This window comes from Mesorhizobium sp. M0659 (assembly GCF_040320605.1).
Taxonomy (GTDB): Bacteria; Pseudomonadota; Alphaproteobacteria; order Rhizobiales; family Rhizobiaceae; genus Mesorhizobium.
In genome coordinates, this window is sequence record NZ_JAMYPY010000015.1 from 105,145 (window position 1) to 122,511 (window position 17,367).

The following is a 17,367-nucleotide window of genomic DNA, read 5'->3' on the forward strand; positions in this document are numbered from 1 at the left end:
TTCTTCCCAATTTCACGGCCCCCCAACCCGCCCGGTGCCGAGAAAAAGATGTTACAGATTTCGCCCAGACCCTTCCGCTCGATCCTGATTATCCAGACCAAGTTCATCGGCGATATTGTTCTGTCCTCCACGCTGGCCAAGAACCTGCAGCTCGAATATCCCGGTGTCAGGATCGTCTTTCTCTGCGAGGCGCGCCTGGCCAGTTTCGTCACCGCGCACGGCATCGCCGCCGAGGTCGTCAGCTTCCGCCGCGCTGCCATGCGTGGCACCCCGCTGGAGCGTGGGCGCGAGCTCTATTCTATGATCAGCAAGCTGCGCCAATTCCGTTTCGACCTGACCATCGACCTCACCGATTCAAAGACATCGCGGCTCATCGTCAGGTTCCTCAACGCCAGGACGCGCATCGGCTACAATCCTCCGGAAAGGCCGCTGCGCTGGCATGAGCGCCAGCCCGCCAATGTCTTTGCCGAGCCGTTCGGTTTTGGCGAACGTCACTATCTCTACCGCTACCTTTCGCCGCTCGAGCCGCTCGGCGTCGGTCTGCGCGTGCGGGTGCCGTCGATTCGGCCATTGCCGATGGAGACGGCGAGGGCCCAGGCATTGCTGGACAAACACCATCTGCGGCCAAATGGCTTTATCGCGGTGCATGCCGGCGCCAGTTTTCACGGCCGGCGCTGGCAGCATGAACGCTTTGCCGCCGTGATCGACACGGTTGCGCGCGAAACCGGACTGGATTTCGTACTCGTCGGCGGCCCTGACGAGCGCAAGCCGGCCGAGCAGATCCTCGCCAGTGCCGCGTCGATCGTCAACTTCGTCGGCGCGCTGTCGCTGGAAACGCTCCTGGCGGTGTTGCAGCAGGCGCGGCTGTTTGTCGGCAATGAGAGCGGCCCCATGCACATGGCAGCAGCGGCCGGAACGCCGGTTGTCGGCCTTTTCGGCCTGACCAGCCCGGCCGTCTGGGGACCGGTTGGCGTGCCCAGCCTCGCCTTGCAGCCATCCATGCCGTGCAATTGCGTGGCGGGCAGCCTGTGCAATCCGCTCGATCCCAGCAAGGCCTGCTGCGTCTGGCGCCTCGAGGTCGAACCGGTCGTCGCGGCCGTGCGCGAAGTCCTGTCACGCACGCATGTGGAACTGGAACACGCCGTCTGACGGTGCGCGGCGGTCACATTGTCGGGATATCAGCTTTCTCACGGCCACTATCCCGATTTCCGCCTTGTTGCGGGTCCTGGGATGCGGCTATGACAGCGCCGATTCTCAGACAAGACAGGCATCCCTTGCAAAAGCTGTTTTGCGCCTTGGCGCTATCTATCGTGGCCGTGTCCTCGGCCCAGGCCGCGCCGCTTGTCGAGCCGGCGCTGCATCTGAAGGCTGAGGACGGTAGCAGTGTCGGCCGCGTCGCGCTCACGCTCGACGCCTGCGGCGGGCAGACCGATACGAGGATACTCTCGGCCCTGGTGGAGAACCGGATTCCGGCGACGATCTTCGTCACCGGTATCTGGCTGAAGCGAAATGCCGCCGCCGTCGAGATCATGCGCGCACATCCCGATCTGTTCGAACTGGAAAACCATGGCGGCCGTCACATCCCGGCTGTCGACACGCCGCAGAAAATCTATGGCATCCGCAGCGCCGGCAGCCCTGAAGCGGTGCAGGCCGAAGTCGAGTCGGGCGCGGCCGCTCTTGCCGGCACCGGCGAGCCGGCGCCGAAATGGTTTCGCGGCGCGACCGCCGAATACAGTCCGTCGGCCATCGCCATGATCCGCAGGCTCGGCTTCAAGATCGCCGGCTTTTCGATCAACGGCGATGGCGGCTCGTTGCTTGGTGCAAAAGAAACCGCCCGGCGCATCGCCGCCGCCAAGGATGGCGACGTCATCATCGCTCACATCAACCAGCCGACCCACGCCGCCGGCGAGGGCGTCGTGCAAGGTCTGCTCGCGCTGAAGGCCAAGGGGCTGATGTTCGTGCGGCTGGATGACGCCGACGGTGTCGGCAACGACGGGACGACTGATTAGGATTAGGCGGCGGCAGGCGGTTTCCTCGCCTTTGGACTAACGTCGCCGAGGTTTGAGATTAGCCGAGGCCTCTAAACTCGTCATCCCGGAATGAAACAGGAGCGAAGCTCCGTCGCGAAGACCCTGGGATGATGAAGCGAGCAACGGCGGCTTGAGTCGCTTGCTCAGGCCGGTGCTGCTTCGATCGTCACCCTGTTGGGATAGAAGGCGCCGTGGTAGCGTATCTCAGCCATTTCCTCGAAGGGCTGCTCATAGCCCCACATTGCGTCCTTGCCGGTCTCGCCGGCCGGCAGCACGCTCCAGTAGCTGGCGTCGCCCTTGTAGGGGCAGTGGGTCGACAGGGTGGTTTTGCCGAGCTGGGTGAAGTCGATGTCTTCGAAGGGGATGTAGAATGCCTGGGGGTAGGGCGGTTCGGACAGAAGCTTCGCTCGCGTCGATGAGGCGATCACCGTATCGCCGGCACGCACGACCACGGTACCGCGATAGGGTTCGACGGTGATGACCTTGCCGGGATTGCTCTGAAAGCCGGGGGCGGGGTTGGCGACCTGGTCCATGCGGGGGTTCTCCTTGTTCGATTGGGAGCACAGTTCGATTGGGAGCGTGCGGGGTTGCTTCCCATGTCCCTAAAATGTGTCTGGAGAACTCGTTGCGCAAGCCTTCGCCAGTAGGCCAGAGCTGGCCTTCCGATCACAAAAAACGATCCCGCGTGGAATGCTCAGGCTGCGGTCTTGAACACGTCCATGAGGCCGGCATAGGCCGCGGCAATACCGGCTACCGGGTTGGTGCTTCTTGACGTCGTCTCGACCTTCAGCGGGCCGCCGCCGGTCGGCAAGGTGAGCAGCAGGAACTGGCGATTGCCGCCGTCGCCGATCGATGCGGCGGCGACATGCTGGCCTTCGCCTTCGTTCTGGACGCACATTTTGAACAGCAGCGTGCCGCCGACCGCTTCCAGGGCGCCGCCGACCACCTCGACAAATTCGTCTTCGGTGACCTTTTTGGCCTCCGGCACGAGATCGGCCAGACTTGCGGCAAGCGTGTCTTCAAGCTCTTTGTCGTCGAGTTGAATATCGTCCAACTGCACGTCTTGGGCCCCGCTGTCATCCAGCTGCCTGTCGTCGATCTGCCTGTCGTCGATCTGCCTGTCGTCGATCTGCCTGTCGTCGATCTGCTTGTCGTCGATCTGCTTGCCGTCGATCTGCTTGTCGTCGAGCTGCGTGTCCATGCGAACCTCTTTCAGTCTCGCCAATCCGCACCCCTACCCCGTTAACGAACCTTAACGTCGACGATGGCCGGATTGTGGCGGTTTTCTCCGCCTTTCGATCACTGCTTGCTTCAGCCGTTAACGGTTGGAGACGTCACGACTGGACAATCCTTCCGTTCGTCCCACAATGGAACAAAAGACGGGAAAAACGAGGAAGCAATGGGAGGAACCAGATGCTCGGACTGATGCAGGAATGGCCGCTGCTCTGCCACAAGCTGATCGACAATGCCGAGCGTCAGCACGGGACGCGCGAGATCGTCTCGCGCTCGATCGAAGGTCCTGTCGTTCGCACCACCTATGCTGAAGTTCATCGCCGCGCGCTCAAGGTCGCTCAACGGTTGGAGCGCGATGGCTTTGTGCTCGGCGACCGCATCGCGACCCTGGCCTGGAACACGGCGCGCCACATAGAGGCCTGGTACGGCATCATGGGCATCGGCGCCATCTACCATACGCTTAACCCGCGTTTGTTCCCCGAGCAGATCGTCTGGATCATGAACAATGCGCAGGATAGAGGGATCTTCGTCGACCTGACCTTCATGCCGCTGCTGGAAAAGATCGCCGGCGCGGTCAAATCGCTGAAAAAGGTGATCGTCCTGACCGACAAGGCGCATCTGCCTGAAACGACGCTGCCGAATGTGGTTGCCTATGAGGACTGGTTGAACGAGGCCGATGGCGACTTCGCCTGGAAGGTTTTCGGCGAAAACACCGCAGCCGGCATGTGCTACACCTCCGGCACGACGGGCGATCCCAAAGGCGTGCTCTACAGCCACCGCTCGAATGTGCTGCATGCCATGATCGCCGCCATGCCCGACGCCATGGGCCTCTCCGCGCGGGACACGATCCTCCCCGTCGTGCCGATGTTTCATGCCAATGCCTGGGGCCTTGGCCAGAGCGCGCCGATGATCGGCGCCAAGCTGGTCATGCCCGGTTGCAAGATGGACGGCGCCTCGATCTACGAGCTGCTCGACACCGAGAAGGTGACCTTCAGCGCCGCCGTGCCGACCGTCTGGATGATGCTGCTGCAGCATCTGGAAGAGACCGGCAAGAAGCTTCCCTATCTCAGCAAAGTCGTCATCGGCGGCTCGTCCTGCCCGCGCGCCATCATCAGGAAATTCCAGGACAATTACGGTGTCGAAGTCATCCATGCCTGGGGCATGACCGAAATGTCGCCGCTCGGCACGCTGTGCACCATGAAGCCGCAGTATCAAGCGCTCGAGGGCGAGGACCGGCTCGATATCCAGGGCAAGCAGGGCTACCCGCCCTTCGGGGTCGAGATGAAGGTGACGGATGACGACGACAAGGAACTGCCTTGGGACGGCAAGACCTTCGGCCGGCTGAAGGTGCGCGGTCCAGCCGTCGCCAGCGCCTATTATGGCGGCGTCGGAGCCGAGCAGTTCGACAAGGACGGCTGGTTCGACACTGGCGATGTCGCCCATATCGATTCCGGCGGCTACATGCAGATCACCGATCGCGCCAAGGACGTCATCAAGTCGGGCGGCGAGTGGATATCGACCATCGACCTGGAGAACCTCGCCGTCGGCCATCCCGATGTCGCCGAGGCCGCGGCGATCGGCGTCCATCATTCGAAATGGGGCGAACGGCCCTTGCTGGTCGTGGTCGCCAAACCCGGCAAGGAGCCGAGCAAGGCGGACATACTGGCGTTCATGGACGGCAAGGTGGCGAAATGGTGGATGCCCGACGACGTCGCTTTCATCAGCGAAATCCCGCACACCGCCACCGGCAAGATCCAGAAGATCACCTTGCGCAAGCAGTTCAGCGACTACCGCCTGCCGACGGATTGACCGGGACCGTGCGTTTCCTTGACCTTCAAGCTACCGGCGGCAAAAACGTTAGGGCAGGGGATGTTCAATTTGAGCATCCTTTGCTCTAAGCGTCTGTGCGGGTTGGGGCGGTGCTGAAGACAATGGAAATTGACGAGCGGCAGACATCGAAGGCGGCCGGCTGGTCGCGGCGCACGGGCGCTTTTGCCCTGGTCCTGCTGCTCACCGTGCTGGCCGGCCATCATTTCGAACTGGTGGAAACGCCGGCCTTCCTGTGGGTGCTGGCGATCGTCGCCCTGCTTGCCGCATTCGCTTTGCTGTTTGCCGGTCTCGCTCTGTCCAGGCTGTGGCATTTCGGTGACCGTGGCGGCCGCGACCTCTCGGTCGGCGCCCTGCTGGCGCTGCTGGTGCTGACGCCCTACGGCTTTGCCACCTATTTGGCGGCGACCACGCCGCCCCTGAGGGACATCACGACGGACCTCGACAATCCGCCAGTGCTCGACACCAGCGACCGCACCAAGGACATGAACGTGCTCGCGCTGCCAACGCCGGGCGAAGCGCGCCTGCAGGCCGACGCCTATCCGCTGGTCACCGGGCATAGCTACAATCTGCCTTTCGAAACCGTCGTCGACGCCGTTGAAACCGTGCTCGACCGCCGCGATTGGCAACTTACCGCGCCATACCCAGTGACCGACGGTCAAGACGAGGTGACGATATCGGCCGTGGCCCGGAGCTTCGTCGTGGGCCTGCCCGCCGACGTCGCCATCCGGGTCAGCAATGATGGCGACACCATCGTCGTCGACATGCGCTCGGCCTCCCGCTACGGCCGCTACGACCTCGGCGACAATGCCGCCCGTATCGTCGGGTTCCTCGCCGAACTTGATCAGGAAGTTGCGGGCCAGGTGGGTGCGGCGCCGGCTGAGTAGTTCTACCCCACCGGCACAAAAACGCCGTCGATGGCCGGGTCACCCTGGGTAGCAACCAGGCCGCGCGCCACCAGGTCCTCGAGATGGGCAAGCACCGACAGGCCGGCGGCGCCATGCAGGCGCGGGTCGGTGTCCCTGTAGATCGCCTTGACCATGTCCGGGATTGTCCGGTCGCCGCCCCGGATGCGTTCGAGGATCGCCCGTTCGCGCATCTTGCGGTGAGTCTTCAGCCCGCGCATGAAGCTGCGCGGCGCATTCACCGGGCCGCCATGGCCGGGCAGCAGCAGGCGGTCGCCGCGCGCGATCAATTTATCCAGCGAGGCCATGTAGTCGGCCATCGCGCCGTCCGGCGGCGCCACGATCGACGTCGCCCACGCCATCACATGGTCGGCCGAAAACAGGATGCCGGTGCCTTCGAGCGCAAATGCCGCGTGATTGGCGGTGTGGCCCGGCGTCAGCACCGTCCGGATCGTCCAGCCATCGCCCTCGACCAGCGTATCGTCGGGCAAAGTGACATCCGGCGCGAAACCGGTGTCGGCGCTGGCGTCGAGCGGATTGATCTCGCCGATCCGCAGCGGCCTTGCCGGGCGGTGCGGGCCTTCGGCCAGCACGGCGGCACCGGTGCGCGCTTTCAGCCGGGCGGCCAGCGGAGAATGGTCGCGATGCGTGTGACTGACTAAAATATGGCTCACCGGCCGGTTTGCGATCACCTTCAGCAACGCCTGGAAATGCGCTTCATCATCCGGACCCGGGTCGATCACCGCCAGTGTGTCGCGGCCGATAATGTAGCTGTTTGTGCCGTGAAAGGTGAATGGGCTGGGGTTTTTGGCGGTGACGCGCAAGACCTCGAGCGCGACGGTGACGCCCCGGCCATAGGCGGGATCGAAGCTGGTGTCGAATTTGAGCGCCATGGCGGTGTCGTTGAACCTCTGTTCAGGAGGACGGCAAAACTGATTGCCGCATAACACGGAAGCCAATATAGAAAAACGCAAGGCCGCGATCTGCGGCAATCCGGATTGGGGAAGACCATGGCACTTGCAACGACGATGCGTCCGCTTGTTTCTCTCGCTTTGCCCCAGGAGGGCGCGCAGCGCCTGGCAACCCAGCTTTTGCTCGCGATCGCCGGAACGCTGCTTTTGACCCTGTCGGCCAAGACGAAAGTCGTGCTCGGGCCGGTCGACATCTCGATGCAGACGCTGGCCGTCCTGCTGATCGCCACCGCATTTGGCCTGCGGCTTGGCGTCGCTACCCTGCTTCTCTACATGGCCGAAGGCGCCATGGGCTTCCCGGTCTTCCAAAGCACGCCTGAAAAGGGCATCGGCATCGCCTACATGATCGGCGGCACCGGCGGTTATCTCGCCGGCTTCGTCGTCATGGCGGCCATTGTCGGCTGGGCCGCCGACCGCGGCTGGGACCGCCACCCGATCAAGTTGTTCAACGCCATGCTGGTCGCCGAAATCGTCATGATGGCCATGGGCTTTGCCTGGCTGGCCACCCTCATCGGCGCGGAAAAGGCGTGGCAGTTCGGCGTTTTGCCGTTCGTCCTCGGCGACCTGATCAAGGTTGCGCTCGCCGCCAGCCTGGTGCCGGCGGTATGGTCGCTGCTGCCCAAGCAGCCCTGAAACCGGACAAATGAATGAGCCGGCGGGCCCGGGGCCCGCCGGGGTTTTTTTTTGACGCGGCCGCCAGCCGCTGGTGCAAGCCGGTTGCCAAATCGCCACGCCCATTTGCATCGTCAGCTTGTGCCTGGTCGGTCAAATTGCCGCGAGGCGGCAGATGCAGAGCAACTCTGGCGCCGATCCACGGCCGAGATTGAATTGACAAGCCATTGCGCGAAACCTAAGCACGGGCAACTTGATTTCGAGGCGGGGGCCGGTAACTCAAGGAGAGCTTGTTGAAGGGAATAATCCTTGCAGGAGGCAGCGGGACGCGTCTGTATCCCCTTACATTAGCGATCTCTAAGCAGATTCTGCCGATATACGACAAGCCGATGATTTTTTATCCGCTGAGCGTCTTGATGCTCGCCGGTATCCGCCAGATTTTGATCATTTCGACACCTCGCGACTTGCCGGTGTTTCGGGAGTTGCTGGGGGACGGTTCGGATTTCGGGGTCGAATTCTCCTATGCCGAGCAGGCGCAGCCCAACGGGCTTGCCGAGGCCTTCATCATCGGCCGCGACTTCATCGGCAAGGATAATGTGTCGATGATTCTCGGCGACAACATCTATTTCGGCGACGGCCTGTCGCAGCTCTGCCGCACTGCTGCGCAGCGCCAAAGCGGCGCGTCGGTGTTCGCCTACCATGTCGAGGACCCGCAGCGCTACGGCGTGGTGTCGTTCGACAAGCTCAGCGGCACGGCTTTGACGATTGAGGAGAAGCCGCGGGAGCCGAAGTCCAACTGGGCGGTCACCGGCCTCTATTTCTACGACAATGAGGTCGTCGACATCGCGTCGACGATCAAGCCCTCGGCGCGTGGCGAACTCGAGATCACGGCGGTCAACAACGTCTATCTCGAGCGCGGGAAATTGCACGTGCATCAGCTCGGCCGCGGCTATGCCTGGCTCGACACCGGCACGCATGACAGCCTGCATGAAGCCTCTTCCTTCGTGCGCACGATCGAGCACCGCCAGGGGATCAAGGTCGCCTGTCCTGAAGAAATCGCTTTCGAGCAGGGCTGGCTGACTGCCGACAAGGTGCTTGAGCGCGCGACGCGCCTGGGCAAGAACGAATACGCCGCCTATCTGCGCCGGCGTGTCACTGAGCTGACGGAGAACTAGAGTGGACTTCAGGCAGCTTGGTCTTGATGGCGTGCTCGAGATCGTGCCGAAGCGGCACGGCGATGCGCGCGGCTATTTCATCGAGACCTGGAATGCCGAGCGCTTTTTTGAAGCCGGCATCGACCTGCGTTTCGTCCAGGACAATCACTCCTATTCGGCGGCGGCAGGTGTCGTGCGGGGGCTCCACTATCAGCTTCCTCCACGCGCGCAGGACAAGTTGCTGCGTGTGATCCGAGGCAAGATTCTCGACGTGGCGGTCGACATCCGCCGCAGCTCGAAAACCTTCGGCAAATGGGTCGCGCTCGAAATATCGGCCGAGAGAGGCAACCAGATCCTGGTGCCGAAGGGTTTCGCGCACGGTTTCGTCACGCTCGTGCCGGACACCGAGGTTCTGTATAAGGTCACCGACACCTATTCGCCGGCGCATGATCGATCGATCCGTTTCGACGATCCTGATATCGGCATCGATTGGCCGTCGCCGGCCGGCGCCTTCGAGCTCTCGGCCAAGGACCTCAAGGCGCCGGCGCTTGCTGAGGCCGAGGTGTTCGCATGACGCGCGACGATGTGGGGAGAGCGCCATGAATTTTCTGGTGACAGGCGGTGCCGGCTTCATCGGCTCGGCCGTGTGCCGGCATTTGTGCGCCAATCCGGCCTACCATGTGACCAATCTCGACAAGCTCACCTATGCCGGCAATCTGGCCTCGCTGCGCACCATCGAGAATGCACACAACTACAAATTTGCGCAGGCCGACATCTGTGACGAGCGGGCGGTTCTCGACATCCTCCACCGCGACGAGATCGACGTCGTCATGAACCTCGCCGCCGAAAGCCATGTCGACCGCTCGATCGACGGACCCGGCGCCTTCATCGAGACCAACATCGTCGGCACCTACCGGGTGCTGAATTCGGCGCTCGAATATTGGCGCGGCCTTGACGAGGACAGGAAGGCGCGCTTCCGCTTCCACCATGTCTCGACCGACGAGGTGTTCGGCGATCTGCCCTTCGATGGCGGCATGTTCGTGGAGGAGACGCCTTACGCGCCATCCTCGCCCTATTCTGCCTCCAAGGCGGCGTCGGACCATCTGGTGCGGGCCTGGCACGAGACGTACGGCCTGCCGGTGGTGCTCTCCAACTGCTCGAACAATTACGGCCCGTATCACTTTCCCGAAAAGCTGATCCCTCTGGTGATCCTCAACGCGCTCGATGAAAAGTCGCTGCCGGTCTACGGCGCCGGCGCCAACGTGCGCGACTGGCTGTTCGTCGAGGATCATGCGCGCGCCCTGGAGCTGGTCGCCACCAAAGGCCAGCCGGGCGAGAGCTACAATGTCGGCGGCAATTCCGAACGCACCAATCTCGGCGTCGTCGAGACGATCTGCGATCTGCTCGACACCAGACGTCCGCGCAGCGGGGGCCGGAGCTACCGCGATCTTATCAGCTTCGTCACCGATCGGCCCGGCCATGACCGCCGCTATGCCATCGACGCCTCCAAGATCAGCCGGGATCTCGGCTGGGCGCCGGCGGAGAGTTTCGACAGCGGCCTGGCAAGGACGGTCGACTGGTTCCTCGACAACAAATGGTGGTGGGGGCCGATCCGCGAGCAGCGCTATGCCGGCGAACGGCTGGGGCAAGTCCAGCCCCGGGGCCATGTCGAAGGCAGGAAGGGCGCGGCGTGAGACTGGTTGTCACCGGACGCGACGGTCAGGTCGCTGCCAGCCTGCTGGAGGCCGGGCAGAGGCGCGATGGCATCGAGGTCGTCACCCTCGGCCGCCCAGTGCTCGATCTGGCGCGGCCCGATACGGTCTTCGACGCACTCGCGGCAGCGCGGCCGGATATCGTGGTGTCGGCTGCCGCCTACACCGCCGTCGACCAGGCCGAGGACGAGCCCGATCTTGCCTTCGCTGTGAACGCCGTCGGCGCCGGCAAGGTCGCCGAGGCGGCCGCGAAGCTCGGCGTGCCCGTAATCCATCTGTCGACCGACTACGTCTTCGATGGCACCAAGGACGGCGCCTATGTCGAGACCGACGCCACCGCACCGCTCGGCGTCTACGGCGCCTCCAAGCTTGCCGGCGAGCTGGCCGTGGCCGCCGTCAATCCGCGCCATCTGATCCTGCGCACCGCCTGGGTCTACAGCCCGTTCGGCAAGAATTTCGTGAAAACCATACTGCGCCTGGCCGGCGACCGCGACGAGATCGCCGTGGTCGCCGACCAATGGGGAAATCCGACTTCGGCGCTTGATATTGCCGATGCGATCCTGCATGCGGCGGCGATGTTGCGCGACGACGAGGCGTTCGACGGTTACGGCATCTATCATCTGGCCGGCACCGGGGGGATCAACTGGAGCGGCTTTGCCCGTCATATTCTGGAGGCAAGCCTGTCACATGGCGGGCCGTATGCTGCGGTACGGGATATTACGGCGCGCGACTACCCGACCAAAGCGCGTCGCCCGGCTAATTCGCGTCTTTCGACGCAAAAATTCACAGCCGCATTCGGATCGGAGGCACAGGGGTGGCAGCAATCGACGGGGCTTGTGGTGCGCCGCATCTTGCAAGCCCAGCCCGCAGCATGGAAAGACGTAGCGATTGTGTCTGTTAAGCGATGAAACAGCTTGTCGCTATCTTTATGTCGGCCGAGTCGCCATATCGCGGCGCCTTCATGCCTGTCGCGGAAATTACCAAGCCTGAGCAAGTTACACTGAAGGAAGTATCATAATGTCGGGTGTATCAATGGTTTGGCTTCGGCTCGCGCAGTTTGACATACGGCTTCGTTACCGAAATTCGACTTTCGGGCCTTTCTGGATTACGCTGAACACGGCAATATTTGCCCTTTCAGTTGGGCTTCTATATGCTGTCTTGTTTAAGCAGCCTATCAGGGAGTTCATACATCACTTGGCTACGAGTGTAGTCTTGTGGCAATTTTTATCTGGAGCAATAATTGAAGGTTCGGAAACTTTAATTGGATCTCACGATCTTCTTCTAAATACGAAGATCTCGCCGGCCTCATGCATATTTCGTTGTGTCTCTAAGAACATAATAATATTGATGCACAATGTGCTAATTATATTCATAACTCTAATTATTGCCTATCCGAACTCCGGCTTGAACATACCAATGTTCATCGTCGGAACCGCGCTGTTGGCTGCCCATGCCGCCTGGATATCGACCATCGTAGCGATTGTTTCTGTGCGATACAGAGACGTTCCGCTGATCACCGCTGCCGTTATGCAGCTTCTGTTCATGCTTTCGCCGATTATCTGGACGGCAAAGGTTCTCCCTACCAGCTCTCCGTTCCTGGTCTACAATCCTGTCGCCTACATCATCGATGCAGCGCGAACTCCACTGATGAGCGACGGCACCGACTACATGAGCGTGCTCGTGTCCGCCATTATTGCCGGCGCGGGGAGCATCGCCGCCTATCTTCTCTATCGAAGGACGGAGCACCGAATTCCGTACTGGCTTTGAATTCTGACGCCGTCACACAATTGTATTGGAAGCCCCATGTCACCGCCATCCATTCATCTGAGCGACGTCACCGTCCGGATTCCGGTCTGGTCGGCTCCGGCAAATCGTTCTCTCAAGCAAGCCGCGCTCCGTTTCACCACGGGCGGGCGTTTGCTGGCCGGTGACTCCGGCCGTTTCGAAGTCGCGGCTCTCGATGGCGTGTCGCTCGATCTTAAACCCGGCACCCGGCTGGGGCTGAGCGGGCACAACGGTGCTGGCAAGACGACACTGTTGCGCGTCTTGGCAGGCATTCTCAAACCCACCAGCGGGACAGCTGTCATCAACGGGGACTCGGCCGTTCTGATAACGCCCTCCATGGGTTTATCTCCCGAACTCACGGGCCGAGAGTTCATCCGGCTTCAGAGCCTCATGACCGGTATCGCCCCCCGTGAAATCGAGCGCCAGACCGAATCGATCATCGAGTTCTCGGAACTGGGCGATTTCATAAATTTGCCGGTACGCACCTACTCGTCCGGCATGCAGACACGGCTGTCGTTTTCGGTTGTCACCGCATATCCGACCGATATCGTGCTTCTTGACGAAGGGCTGGGCACGGGCGACGCGTCATTTCAAAAGAAGGCCAGAGAGAGAATGGAGCATTGGCTCAACAATGCCGCCATCGTCGTGCTGGCATCGCATTCCGATGCCCTGATCCGGTCGATGTGCAGTTCCGCGGTTTTTCTCGAGAAAGGTCGCGTCGTGAGAGAGGAGACCTTTGGCTAATGCGTCGTCAGCTGACTGCAACGCTCGCCGGCGCCGGCGCCCGAATCTTCGGGCACCAGGATTTGAAACAATCCTACCATAAGGTCTTCGACCCCGACGTTCCCCTGCAAAGCTACAAGGGCAGGCTTGCCTATTGGTGCATGTCGGCGGCGCACCGCCTTGGCTTCCTCTCCGACCTGCAACTGTCCTACCTGTCGCAACTGCCGCTCGTCCCGGCGGTCGCTCCGCCAAACCATGTCTATGATCACGAGTTCTTGAACCTGCGGCTGAACCGAATCTACGACATGCCGGACGTCGAGATAGATGAGCGCCGGCCGCAGACGATCAATGTCCTGGTTCCTGCTTTCGACTTCAAATCGATCTCGGCCGGGTTCTTCGGCGTCTTCCAGATGGCGCTGTTCTTGCGTAAGACGGGTATCAATGTTCGCCTCGTCCTATTTGATAATTTTTATTTCAATCTCGCCGACTTCAGAGAAAAGGTTTTGAAATACCCCGGTATGGAGGGTGTCTTCGACGAACTCGAAGTCGAGTATATCGGCGAGAGGCGGAAACCGCTTGCTATATCGCGCTTCGACTATGCCGTGGCGACCGTTTGGTATTCAGCCTATTTTGCAGAGAAGATTACAGCTCGCACAGAGAGCAAGAAGTTTATATACCTGATACAGGACTATGAGGCTGTATTTTATCCAGCAAATAGTCTATATGCCGTTGCAGATCGTACATACGCGATGGACTACGACGCGATATTTTCAAGCGAAAGCCTTATGCAGTTCTTCATTTCGAATGATGTCGGCGGCATAAGGTCTCGCGGCATGTCGCATACGTTTTTCAACAACGCCTGCTCGTCCAATCTCCTGCCCAAGGACATGTTCATCCAACGCAATCTTGCAAAGAAAAAGAAGACGATCGTCTTCTATTCTCGTCCGGTGGTGGATCGGAATATGTTCGAACTTACAGCGTTAGCTCTTACGACGGCCTTCAGGCGGGGCATTTTCGACCCCGAGGAATGGGATTGCGTGGGCATGGGCTTGGGAGAAGGTGTTGTCGAGTTGCAGCCCGGGGTTCGATCGGTTTCGTTGCCAAGGATGGACCTCAGCAAATACATCGAGGAGGTCTCGGGTTTTGATATCTGTCTCACGCTGATGGCTTCTCCGCATCCGAGCATGATCCCGATGGATCTGGCCGGATCCGGCTGTGTCGTTGTGACAAATACCTTCAAGACAAAAACTGATGATTATTTGAAGGGCCTCAGCGGAAATATCATCCCGGCTGCTTCGGAATTGAATGAAATCGTTTCAGCTTTGGAGCTGGCAAAGTCGAGGAGCGGGGACCTGGAGCAGAGGTACAGATTTGCCAAGGCAATGAAGTATCCGCGGGATTGGGACCAGTCGCTCACTGCCAAACATCTGAATTTCTTCAAGCGTCGCCTGCAGGTTCGCGCGGAAAAAGCAGCAACCGGCAAACAATAACCGTCATGAATTTTTTCGATTGCCGGCGCTGCGGTCGGGGCGACTGCGAACATTGGGACACTAGGAGCGTAAGACGGTGGCGATGGCTACATCACACAAGGCGGTCAGACTCGCGTTGCCGCGGGGGCCACGAACCCTGATAGTGGTCGGATGTGGCCGGGGCGGCACAAGCCTCGTCGCCGGTGCGGCCATAATCCTGGGCGTGCCCATGGGATCGTCACCCGATTCCATCATCCATGAGGATATGGAGCTCGTTTATGCGGCCCAGGGTCGGGACATCGATGGCCGCCTGATCGATGATTGGGCAGATAATGGCTTGAAGAAGCTGGAAGAGATCATCGAGGCGAGAAATGATGCCAATGATCTATGGGGTTGGAAAGATCCGTCTGCCGATCTTTACCTCGGGGCGATAGCGGAGGTCGTGAGGAACCCGTTCATCGTGTTCGTCAACCGCGACATGGCTGCGGTCGCCCAGTCCGAAGTCAAGCAGATGCAGTCCTCGATCGAGCAAGCCTATGACCTGGCGCTGATCAGGTACAGCAGATATTGGGAATTGCTGCAGCGATTGCAGTGGCCGATGCTCCTTGTCAGTTATGAGCGTTCGCTGTTGAACCCGGAGTCACTGTTGTGCGAGATCGCAGATTTTATTGGACTTGAGCCCCCCAGCGAAAGACAGCGCGATTTCATCAAGCAGTTCGCTTCCGGGCGGGATTATCAGCAACTGGACTTGGCAAACGCCGCTGTCTAGGCTTCCTTGATGGCTTGCCGGGCACTTTCGTCGGGGGGCGAGAGACAGTGGTGACAAGGACGTAACCTTGGCATGGGGGCGCATGCATTGGACCAGCCTGTGTTGGGTTTCATCGTTGGTGGGGTGCAGAAGTCCGGCACGACCAGCCTGTTCGGCCATCTCAGGCAACACCCACAGCTGGCGACGCCGTCCGTCAAGGAGATGCATTTCTTTGACGACGAGACGCCGAACTGGACGGAGCCGGACTATCGCAAGTTGGGAAGCTTTTTTCCGACGATGCTGGGAGAGGCATCGGATTTGACGTGACCCCGATCTATCTCTTCTGGCCGCCATCGCTGGAACGGATAAAGCGATACAATCCCGCAATGAAGCTTGTCTTCATCTTTCGCGATCCGATCGAGCGAGCGTGGTCGCAATGCGTATGGAGACCGGTAACCGGTCGGAGCATCTGCCTTTTCACCTGGCGATCCGGCAAGGCCGCTGGCGACTAAAGGGATTGGATCAGACCGATCCGGCATGGCGTGTGTATAGCTATGTCGAACGGGGCTTTTACGCACGCCAACTACGCCGGCTATTTGCCTTGTTCCCGAGGGAGAACGTTCTGCTCCTGCGTTCACTGGATTTGTTGAGGGATCACCAACCTACGCTGGATGCCGTTGCTGGGTTCCTTTCCATCCAACCGTTTCTCCCCCTTGCTCCGCGAACAGATCATCTTGGGAGACGATGTGAGAACGAGCTTCGACCGGAGGACGTAACCTATTTGCGCGAGGTTTTTTACGATGACACCGTCGAATTCTCCCGACTTTCGGGGCTGTCGGTTTCCGACTGGCCGACTATTGATTCGGGCTTGGCGGTAGAAGGCTGATGGAGCGACCCAACATCCTCTTCATCGTGGCTGACGACCTCAATTCCTGGATTGCGCCGTTGGGCCGCCATCCGGACGTCAAGACGCCTGACTCGCGTCGCGTGGAACGACGTTTCTGCGCGCCTACTGCACGGCGCCCTATTGCAATGCCAGCCGGATGTCCGTGTTCACCGGATGCCTGCCGACGACAACGGGTGTCTATCAGAACGAGCCATTCTGGGGGGCGCCGCTGCGCAAAGTTACACTGCTCGAGCGCCTGCGCGAAGCCGGGTATTTCTGCATGGGTGCGGGGAAAGTGTTCCATGGAAGTTTCGACTACGCCGATGCAGGGCGCAACAGGACGCCGTCGGCAAGATGGAGCGACATCGAGAACCGCCCAGCCTTGTGGGACGAATTCCATACGACCGCCGCCGAGCCGATGCCTTTGCATCGGCCGCTCAACCGCATGTTTGATTTTGATGATTTCCCGAACGAGCGTCGATGAATCATCACTTCGATTGGGGCGCCATCGAATCCGCTCGCGAGCCGGAGATGCCCGATTTCAAGACCGCGGACGCGGTTTGCGCCTTCCTGCAAGAACCGCACGAGCAGCCATTCTTTTGCGCGACGGGTTTCTACAAGCCGCATTTGCCCTGGTACGTACCGCAACAATTCCTTGATCTTTATCCTCTCGACAAGGTCAGCCTGCCCTTTGTCAAGAATGACGACCTTGACGACGTTCCCGCCATCGCAAAGGCTTTGGCTCTGTCGCCGCCTGATCACGAAACCGTCCTGAAACACGGGCAATGGCGCAACGCCGTCCAAGGCCTATCTCGGGGCCATCTCCTACTGCGACACTCAGATTGGACGTGTGCTTGACGCACAACGGGTTCCACCTGGGCGACAAGCTGCACTGGCGGAAATTCGTGCTGTGGGAGGAAGCAACGCGAGTGCACTTCGTTCTGGTGCCGCCACGAGGTATGGCGACGTCGGCTCGCGTCGACCAGCCAGTCAGTCTGGTCAACTTGTTTCCTACGCTTCTTGATCTTTGCGGGTTCGAGCCACCGGCGGACATAGACGTCCGTTCACTCATGCCTTTGGCGCGGGGTGGCAAAATGGAAGACCATTGTGCGATCATGACATGGTTGCGCGGCAATCATTCTGTGCGGTCAAGCCGCTGGCGCTACACGCGCTACTCCGACTTGTCGGAAGAACTCTATGATTTGAGCGCCGACCCCTATGAGGTGGAACAATCTGGCCGGCGACGCCCGCTTTGAGCAAATGCGCATGGATCTCGGTGCGCGCCTCCCGCCCGATCGTCTGGATTGAAGGT

The 17,367-nt window shown here is 60.5% G+C and carries 19 protein-coding genes and 1 pseudogene; 17 read left to right on the plus strand and 3 right to left on the minus strand.

The window, feature by feature from the left end:
• Positions 1 to 48: 48 nt before the first annotated feature.
• Together NKI31_RS22630 and NKI31_RS22635 are read left to right on the plus strand one after the other, a co-directional pair.
• Positions 49 to 1,149, plus strand: a complete 1,101-nt coding sequence (locus NKI31_RS22630; protein WP_023684608.1) for a glycosyltransferase family 9 protein — start codon at positions 49 to 51, stop codon at positions 1,147 to 1,149.
• A gap of 89 nt (positions 1,150 to 1,238) precedes the next feature.
• Complete coding sequence (locus tag NKI31_RS22635) at positions 1,239 to 2,009, plus strand: polysaccharide deacetylase family protein (protein ID WP_050592005.1); 771 nt, start codon at positions 1,239 to 1,241, stop codon at positions 2,007 to 2,009.
• 164 nt (positions 2,010 to 2,173) lie between these two features.
• Here the strand turns inward: NKI31_RS22635 and NKI31_RS22640 are convergent, their stop codons facing one another.
• Both NKI31_RS22640 and NKI31_RS22645 read right to left on the minus strand, forming a co-directional pair.
• Positions 2,174 to 2,563, minus strand: a complete 390-nt coding sequence (locus tag NKI31_RS22640; RefSeq protein ID WP_023684606.1) for a DUF427 domain-containing protein — start codon at positions 2,561 to 2,563, stop codon at positions 2,174 to 2,176.
• 161 nt (positions 2,564 to 2,724) lie between these two features.
• Positions 2,725 to 3,084, minus strand: a complete 360-nt coding sequence (locus tag NKI31_RS22645) for a hypothetical protein (RefSeq protein WP_023684605.1) — start codon at positions 3,082 to 3,084, stop codon at positions 2,725 to 2,727.
• A gap of 359 nt (positions 3,085 to 3,443) precedes the next feature.
• Here NKI31_RS22645 and NKI31_RS22650 point away from each other — a divergent pair, with 359 nt between their 5' ends.
• Positions 3,444 to 5,072 carry a fatty-acid--CoA ligase gene (locus tag NKI31_RS22650; protein ID WP_023684604.1) on the plus strand — a complete coding sequence of 543 codons (1,629 nt, stop codon included), beginning with the start codon at positions 3,444 to 3,446 and terminating at the stop codon, positions 5,070 to 5,072.
• A 122-nt stretch (positions 5,073 to 5,194) separates the two neighbouring features.
• On the plus strand, positions 5,195 to 5,977 hold the full coding sequence (locus NKI31_RS22655; protein WP_023684603.1) for a DUF1499 domain-containing protein: 783 nt from the start codon (positions 5,195 to 5,197) through the stop codon (positions 5,975 to 5,977).
• A gap of 2 nt (positions 5,978 to 5,979) precedes the next feature.
• Here the strand turns inward: NKI31_RS22655 and NKI31_RS22660 are convergent, their stop codons facing one another.
• A complete protein-coding gene (locus NKI31_RS22660; RefSeq protein WP_352652571.1) occupies positions 5,980 to 6,888 on the minus strand; it encodes an MBL fold metallo-hydrolase in 909 nt (302 codons plus the stop codon).
• Positions 6,889 to 7,005: 117 nt separating this feature from the next.
• Here NKI31_RS22660 and NKI31_RS22665 point away from each other — a divergent pair, with 117 nt between their 5' ends.
• The 13 genes and pseudogenes from NKI31_RS22665 (at position 7,006) to NKI31_RS22725 (ending at position 17,311) form a co-directional block, all read left to right on the plus strand.
• Complete coding sequence (locus NKI31_RS22665; protein WP_023684601.1) at positions 7,006 to 7,599, plus strand: biotin transporter BioY; 594 nt, start codon at positions 7,006 to 7,008, stop codon at positions 7,597 to 7,599.
• A gap of 272 nt (positions 7,600 to 7,871) precedes the next feature.
• Positions 7,872 to 8,753: a glucose-1-phosphate thymidylyltransferase RfbA gene (rfbA, locus tag NKI31_RS22670; protein WP_023684600.1), complete on the plus strand. Its 882-nt coding sequence runs from the start codon at positions 7,872 to 7,874 to the stop codon at positions 8,751 to 8,753.
• A 1-nt stretch (position 8,754) separates the two neighbouring features.
• Positions 8,755 to 9,306 (plus strand): dTDP-4-dehydrorhamnose 3,5-epimerase, encoded by a 552-nt coding sequence (rfbC, locus tag NKI31_RS22675; RefSeq protein WP_352652572.1) that lies wholly within the window; start codon positions 8,755 to 8,757, stop codon positions 9,304 to 9,306.
• A gap of 25 nt (positions 9,307 to 9,331) precedes the next feature.
• Positions 9,332 to 10,426 carry a dTDP-glucose 4,6-dehydratase gene (gene rfbB / locus NKI31_RS22680; protein ID WP_352652573.1) on the plus strand — a complete coding sequence of 365 codons (1,095 nt, stop codon included), beginning with the start codon at positions 9,332 to 9,334 and terminating at the stop codon, positions 10,424 to 10,426.
• Entirely contained in the window at positions 10,423 to 11,352 is a 930-nt protein-coding gene (gene rfbD / locus NKI31_RS22685) for a dTDP-4-dehydrorhamnose reductase (RefSeq protein WP_352652574.1), read from the plus strand. The genes rfbB and rfbD overlap by 4 nt, the downstream gene beginning before the upstream one ends.
• A 124-nt stretch (positions 11,353 to 11,476) precedes the next feature.
• On the plus strand, positions 11,477 to 12,211 hold the full coding sequence (locus tag NKI31_RS22690; RefSeq protein ID WP_031193609.1) for an ABC transporter permease: 735 nt from the start codon (positions 11,477 to 11,479) through the stop codon (positions 12,209 to 12,211).
• A gap of 36 nt (positions 12,212 to 12,247) precedes the next feature.
• Positions 12,248 to 12,973, plus strand: coding sequence for an ABC transporter ATP-binding protein (locus NKI31_RS22695; protein ID WP_023687183.1), 726 nt, complete (start codon positions 12,248 to 12,250; stop codon positions 12,971 to 12,973).
• On the plus strand, positions 12,973 to 14,442 hold the full coding sequence (locus NKI31_RS22700; protein ID WP_352652575.1) for a rhamnosyltransferase WsaF family glycosyltransferase: 1,470 nt from the start codon (positions 12,973 to 12,975) through the stop codon (positions 14,440 to 14,442). Before NKI31_RS22695 ends, NKI31_RS22700 begins: the two co-directional genes overlap by 1 nt.
• A gap of 82 nt (positions 14,443 to 14,524) precedes the next feature.
• Positions 14,525 to 15,190 (plus strand): sulfotransferase, encoded by a 666-nt coding sequence (locus NKI31_RS22705; protein ID WP_352652591.1) that lies wholly within the window; start codon positions 14,525 to 14,527, stop codon positions 15,188 to 15,190.
• A gap of 102 nt (positions 15,191 to 15,292) precedes the next feature.
• Entirely contained in the window at positions 15,293 to 15,496 is a 204-nt protein-coding gene (locus NKI31_RS22710) for a hypothetical protein (protein WP_352652576.1), read from the plus strand.
• Between the two features lie 665 nt (positions 15,497 to 16,161).
• Positions 16,162 to 16,539 (plus strand): annotated as a pseudogene (locus NKI31_RS22715) (sulfatase-like hydrolase/transferase); the annotation flags it as partial.
• A complete protein-coding gene (locus NKI31_RS22720) occupies positions 16,536 to 16,913 on the plus strand; it encodes an alkaline phosphatase family protein (protein ID WP_352652577.1) in 378 nt (125 codons plus the stop codon). The pseudogene NKI31_RS22715 and the gene NKI31_RS22720, both read left to right, overlap by 4 nt.
• The gene (locus tag NKI31_RS22725) at positions 16,910 to 17,311 is read left to right on the plus strand and encodes a sulfatase/phosphatase domain-containing protein (RefSeq protein ID WP_023819237.1); all 402 of its coding nucleotides are present in this window, start codon (positions 16,910 to 16,912) and stop codon (positions 17,309 to 17,311) included. The genes NKI31_RS22720 and NKI31_RS22725 overlap by 4 nt, the downstream gene beginning before the upstream one ends.
• Positions 17,312 to 17,367 lie beyond the last annotated feature (56 nt).

What these genes read in the sequence shown, in the direction of transcription:
- NKI31_RS22630 (WP_023684608.1), top strand. Translation starts at nt 49, where the DNA reads ATGTTACAGATTTCGCCCAGACCCTTCCGCTCGATCCTGATTATCCAG.
- NKI31_RS22635 (WP_050592005.1), top strand. Translation starts at nt 1,239, where the DNA reads ATGACAGCGCCGATTCTCAGACAAGACAGGCATCCCTTGCAAAAGCTG.
- NKI31_RS22640 (WP_023684606.1), bottom strand. Translation starts at nt 2,563, where the DNA reads ATGGACCAGGTCGCCAACCCCGCCCCCGGCTTTCAGAGCAATCCCGGC.
- NKI31_RS22650 (WP_023684604.1), top strand. Translation starts at nt 3,444, where the DNA reads ATGCTCGGACTGATGCAGGAATGGCCGCTGCTCTGCCACAAGCTGATC.
- NKI31_RS22655 (WP_023684603.1), top strand. Translation starts at nt 5,195, where the DNA reads ATGGAAATTGACGAGCGGCAGACATCGAAGGCGGCCGGCTGGTCGCGG.
- NKI31_RS22660 (WP_352652571.1), bottom strand. Translation starts at nt 6,888, where the DNA reads ATGGCGCTCAAATTCGACACCAGCTTCGATCCCGCCTATGGCCGGGGC.
- NKI31_RS22665 (WP_023684601.1), top strand. Translation starts at nt 7,006, where the DNA reads ATGGCACTTGCAACGACGATGCGTCCGCTTGTTTCTCTCGCTTTGCCC.
- rfbB (WP_352652573.1), top strand. Translation starts at nt 9,332, where the DNA reads ATGAATTTTCTGGTGACAGGCGGTGCCGGCTTCATCGGCTCGGCCGTG.
- NKI31_RS22690 (WP_031193609.1), top strand. Translation starts at nt 11,477, where the DNA reads ATGGTTTGGCTTCGGCTCGCGCAGTTTGACATACGGCTTCGTTACCGA.
- NKI31_RS22695 (WP_023687183.1), top strand. Translation starts at nt 12,248, where the DNA reads ATGTCACCGCCATCCATTCATCTGAGCGACGTCACCGTCCGGATTCCG.
- NKI31_RS22700 (WP_352652575.1), top strand. Translation starts at nt 12,973, where the DNA reads ATGCGTCGTCAGCTGACTGCAACGCTCGCCGGCGCCGGCGCCCGAATC.
- NKI31_RS22705 (WP_352652591.1), top strand. Translation starts at nt 14,525, where the DNA reads ATGGCTACATCACACAAGGCGGTCAGACTCGCGTTGCCGCGGGGGCCA.
- NKI31_RS22720 (WP_352652577.1), top strand. Translation starts at nt 16,536, where the DNA reads ATGAATCATCACTTCGATTGGGGCGCCATCGAATCCGCTCGCGAGCCG.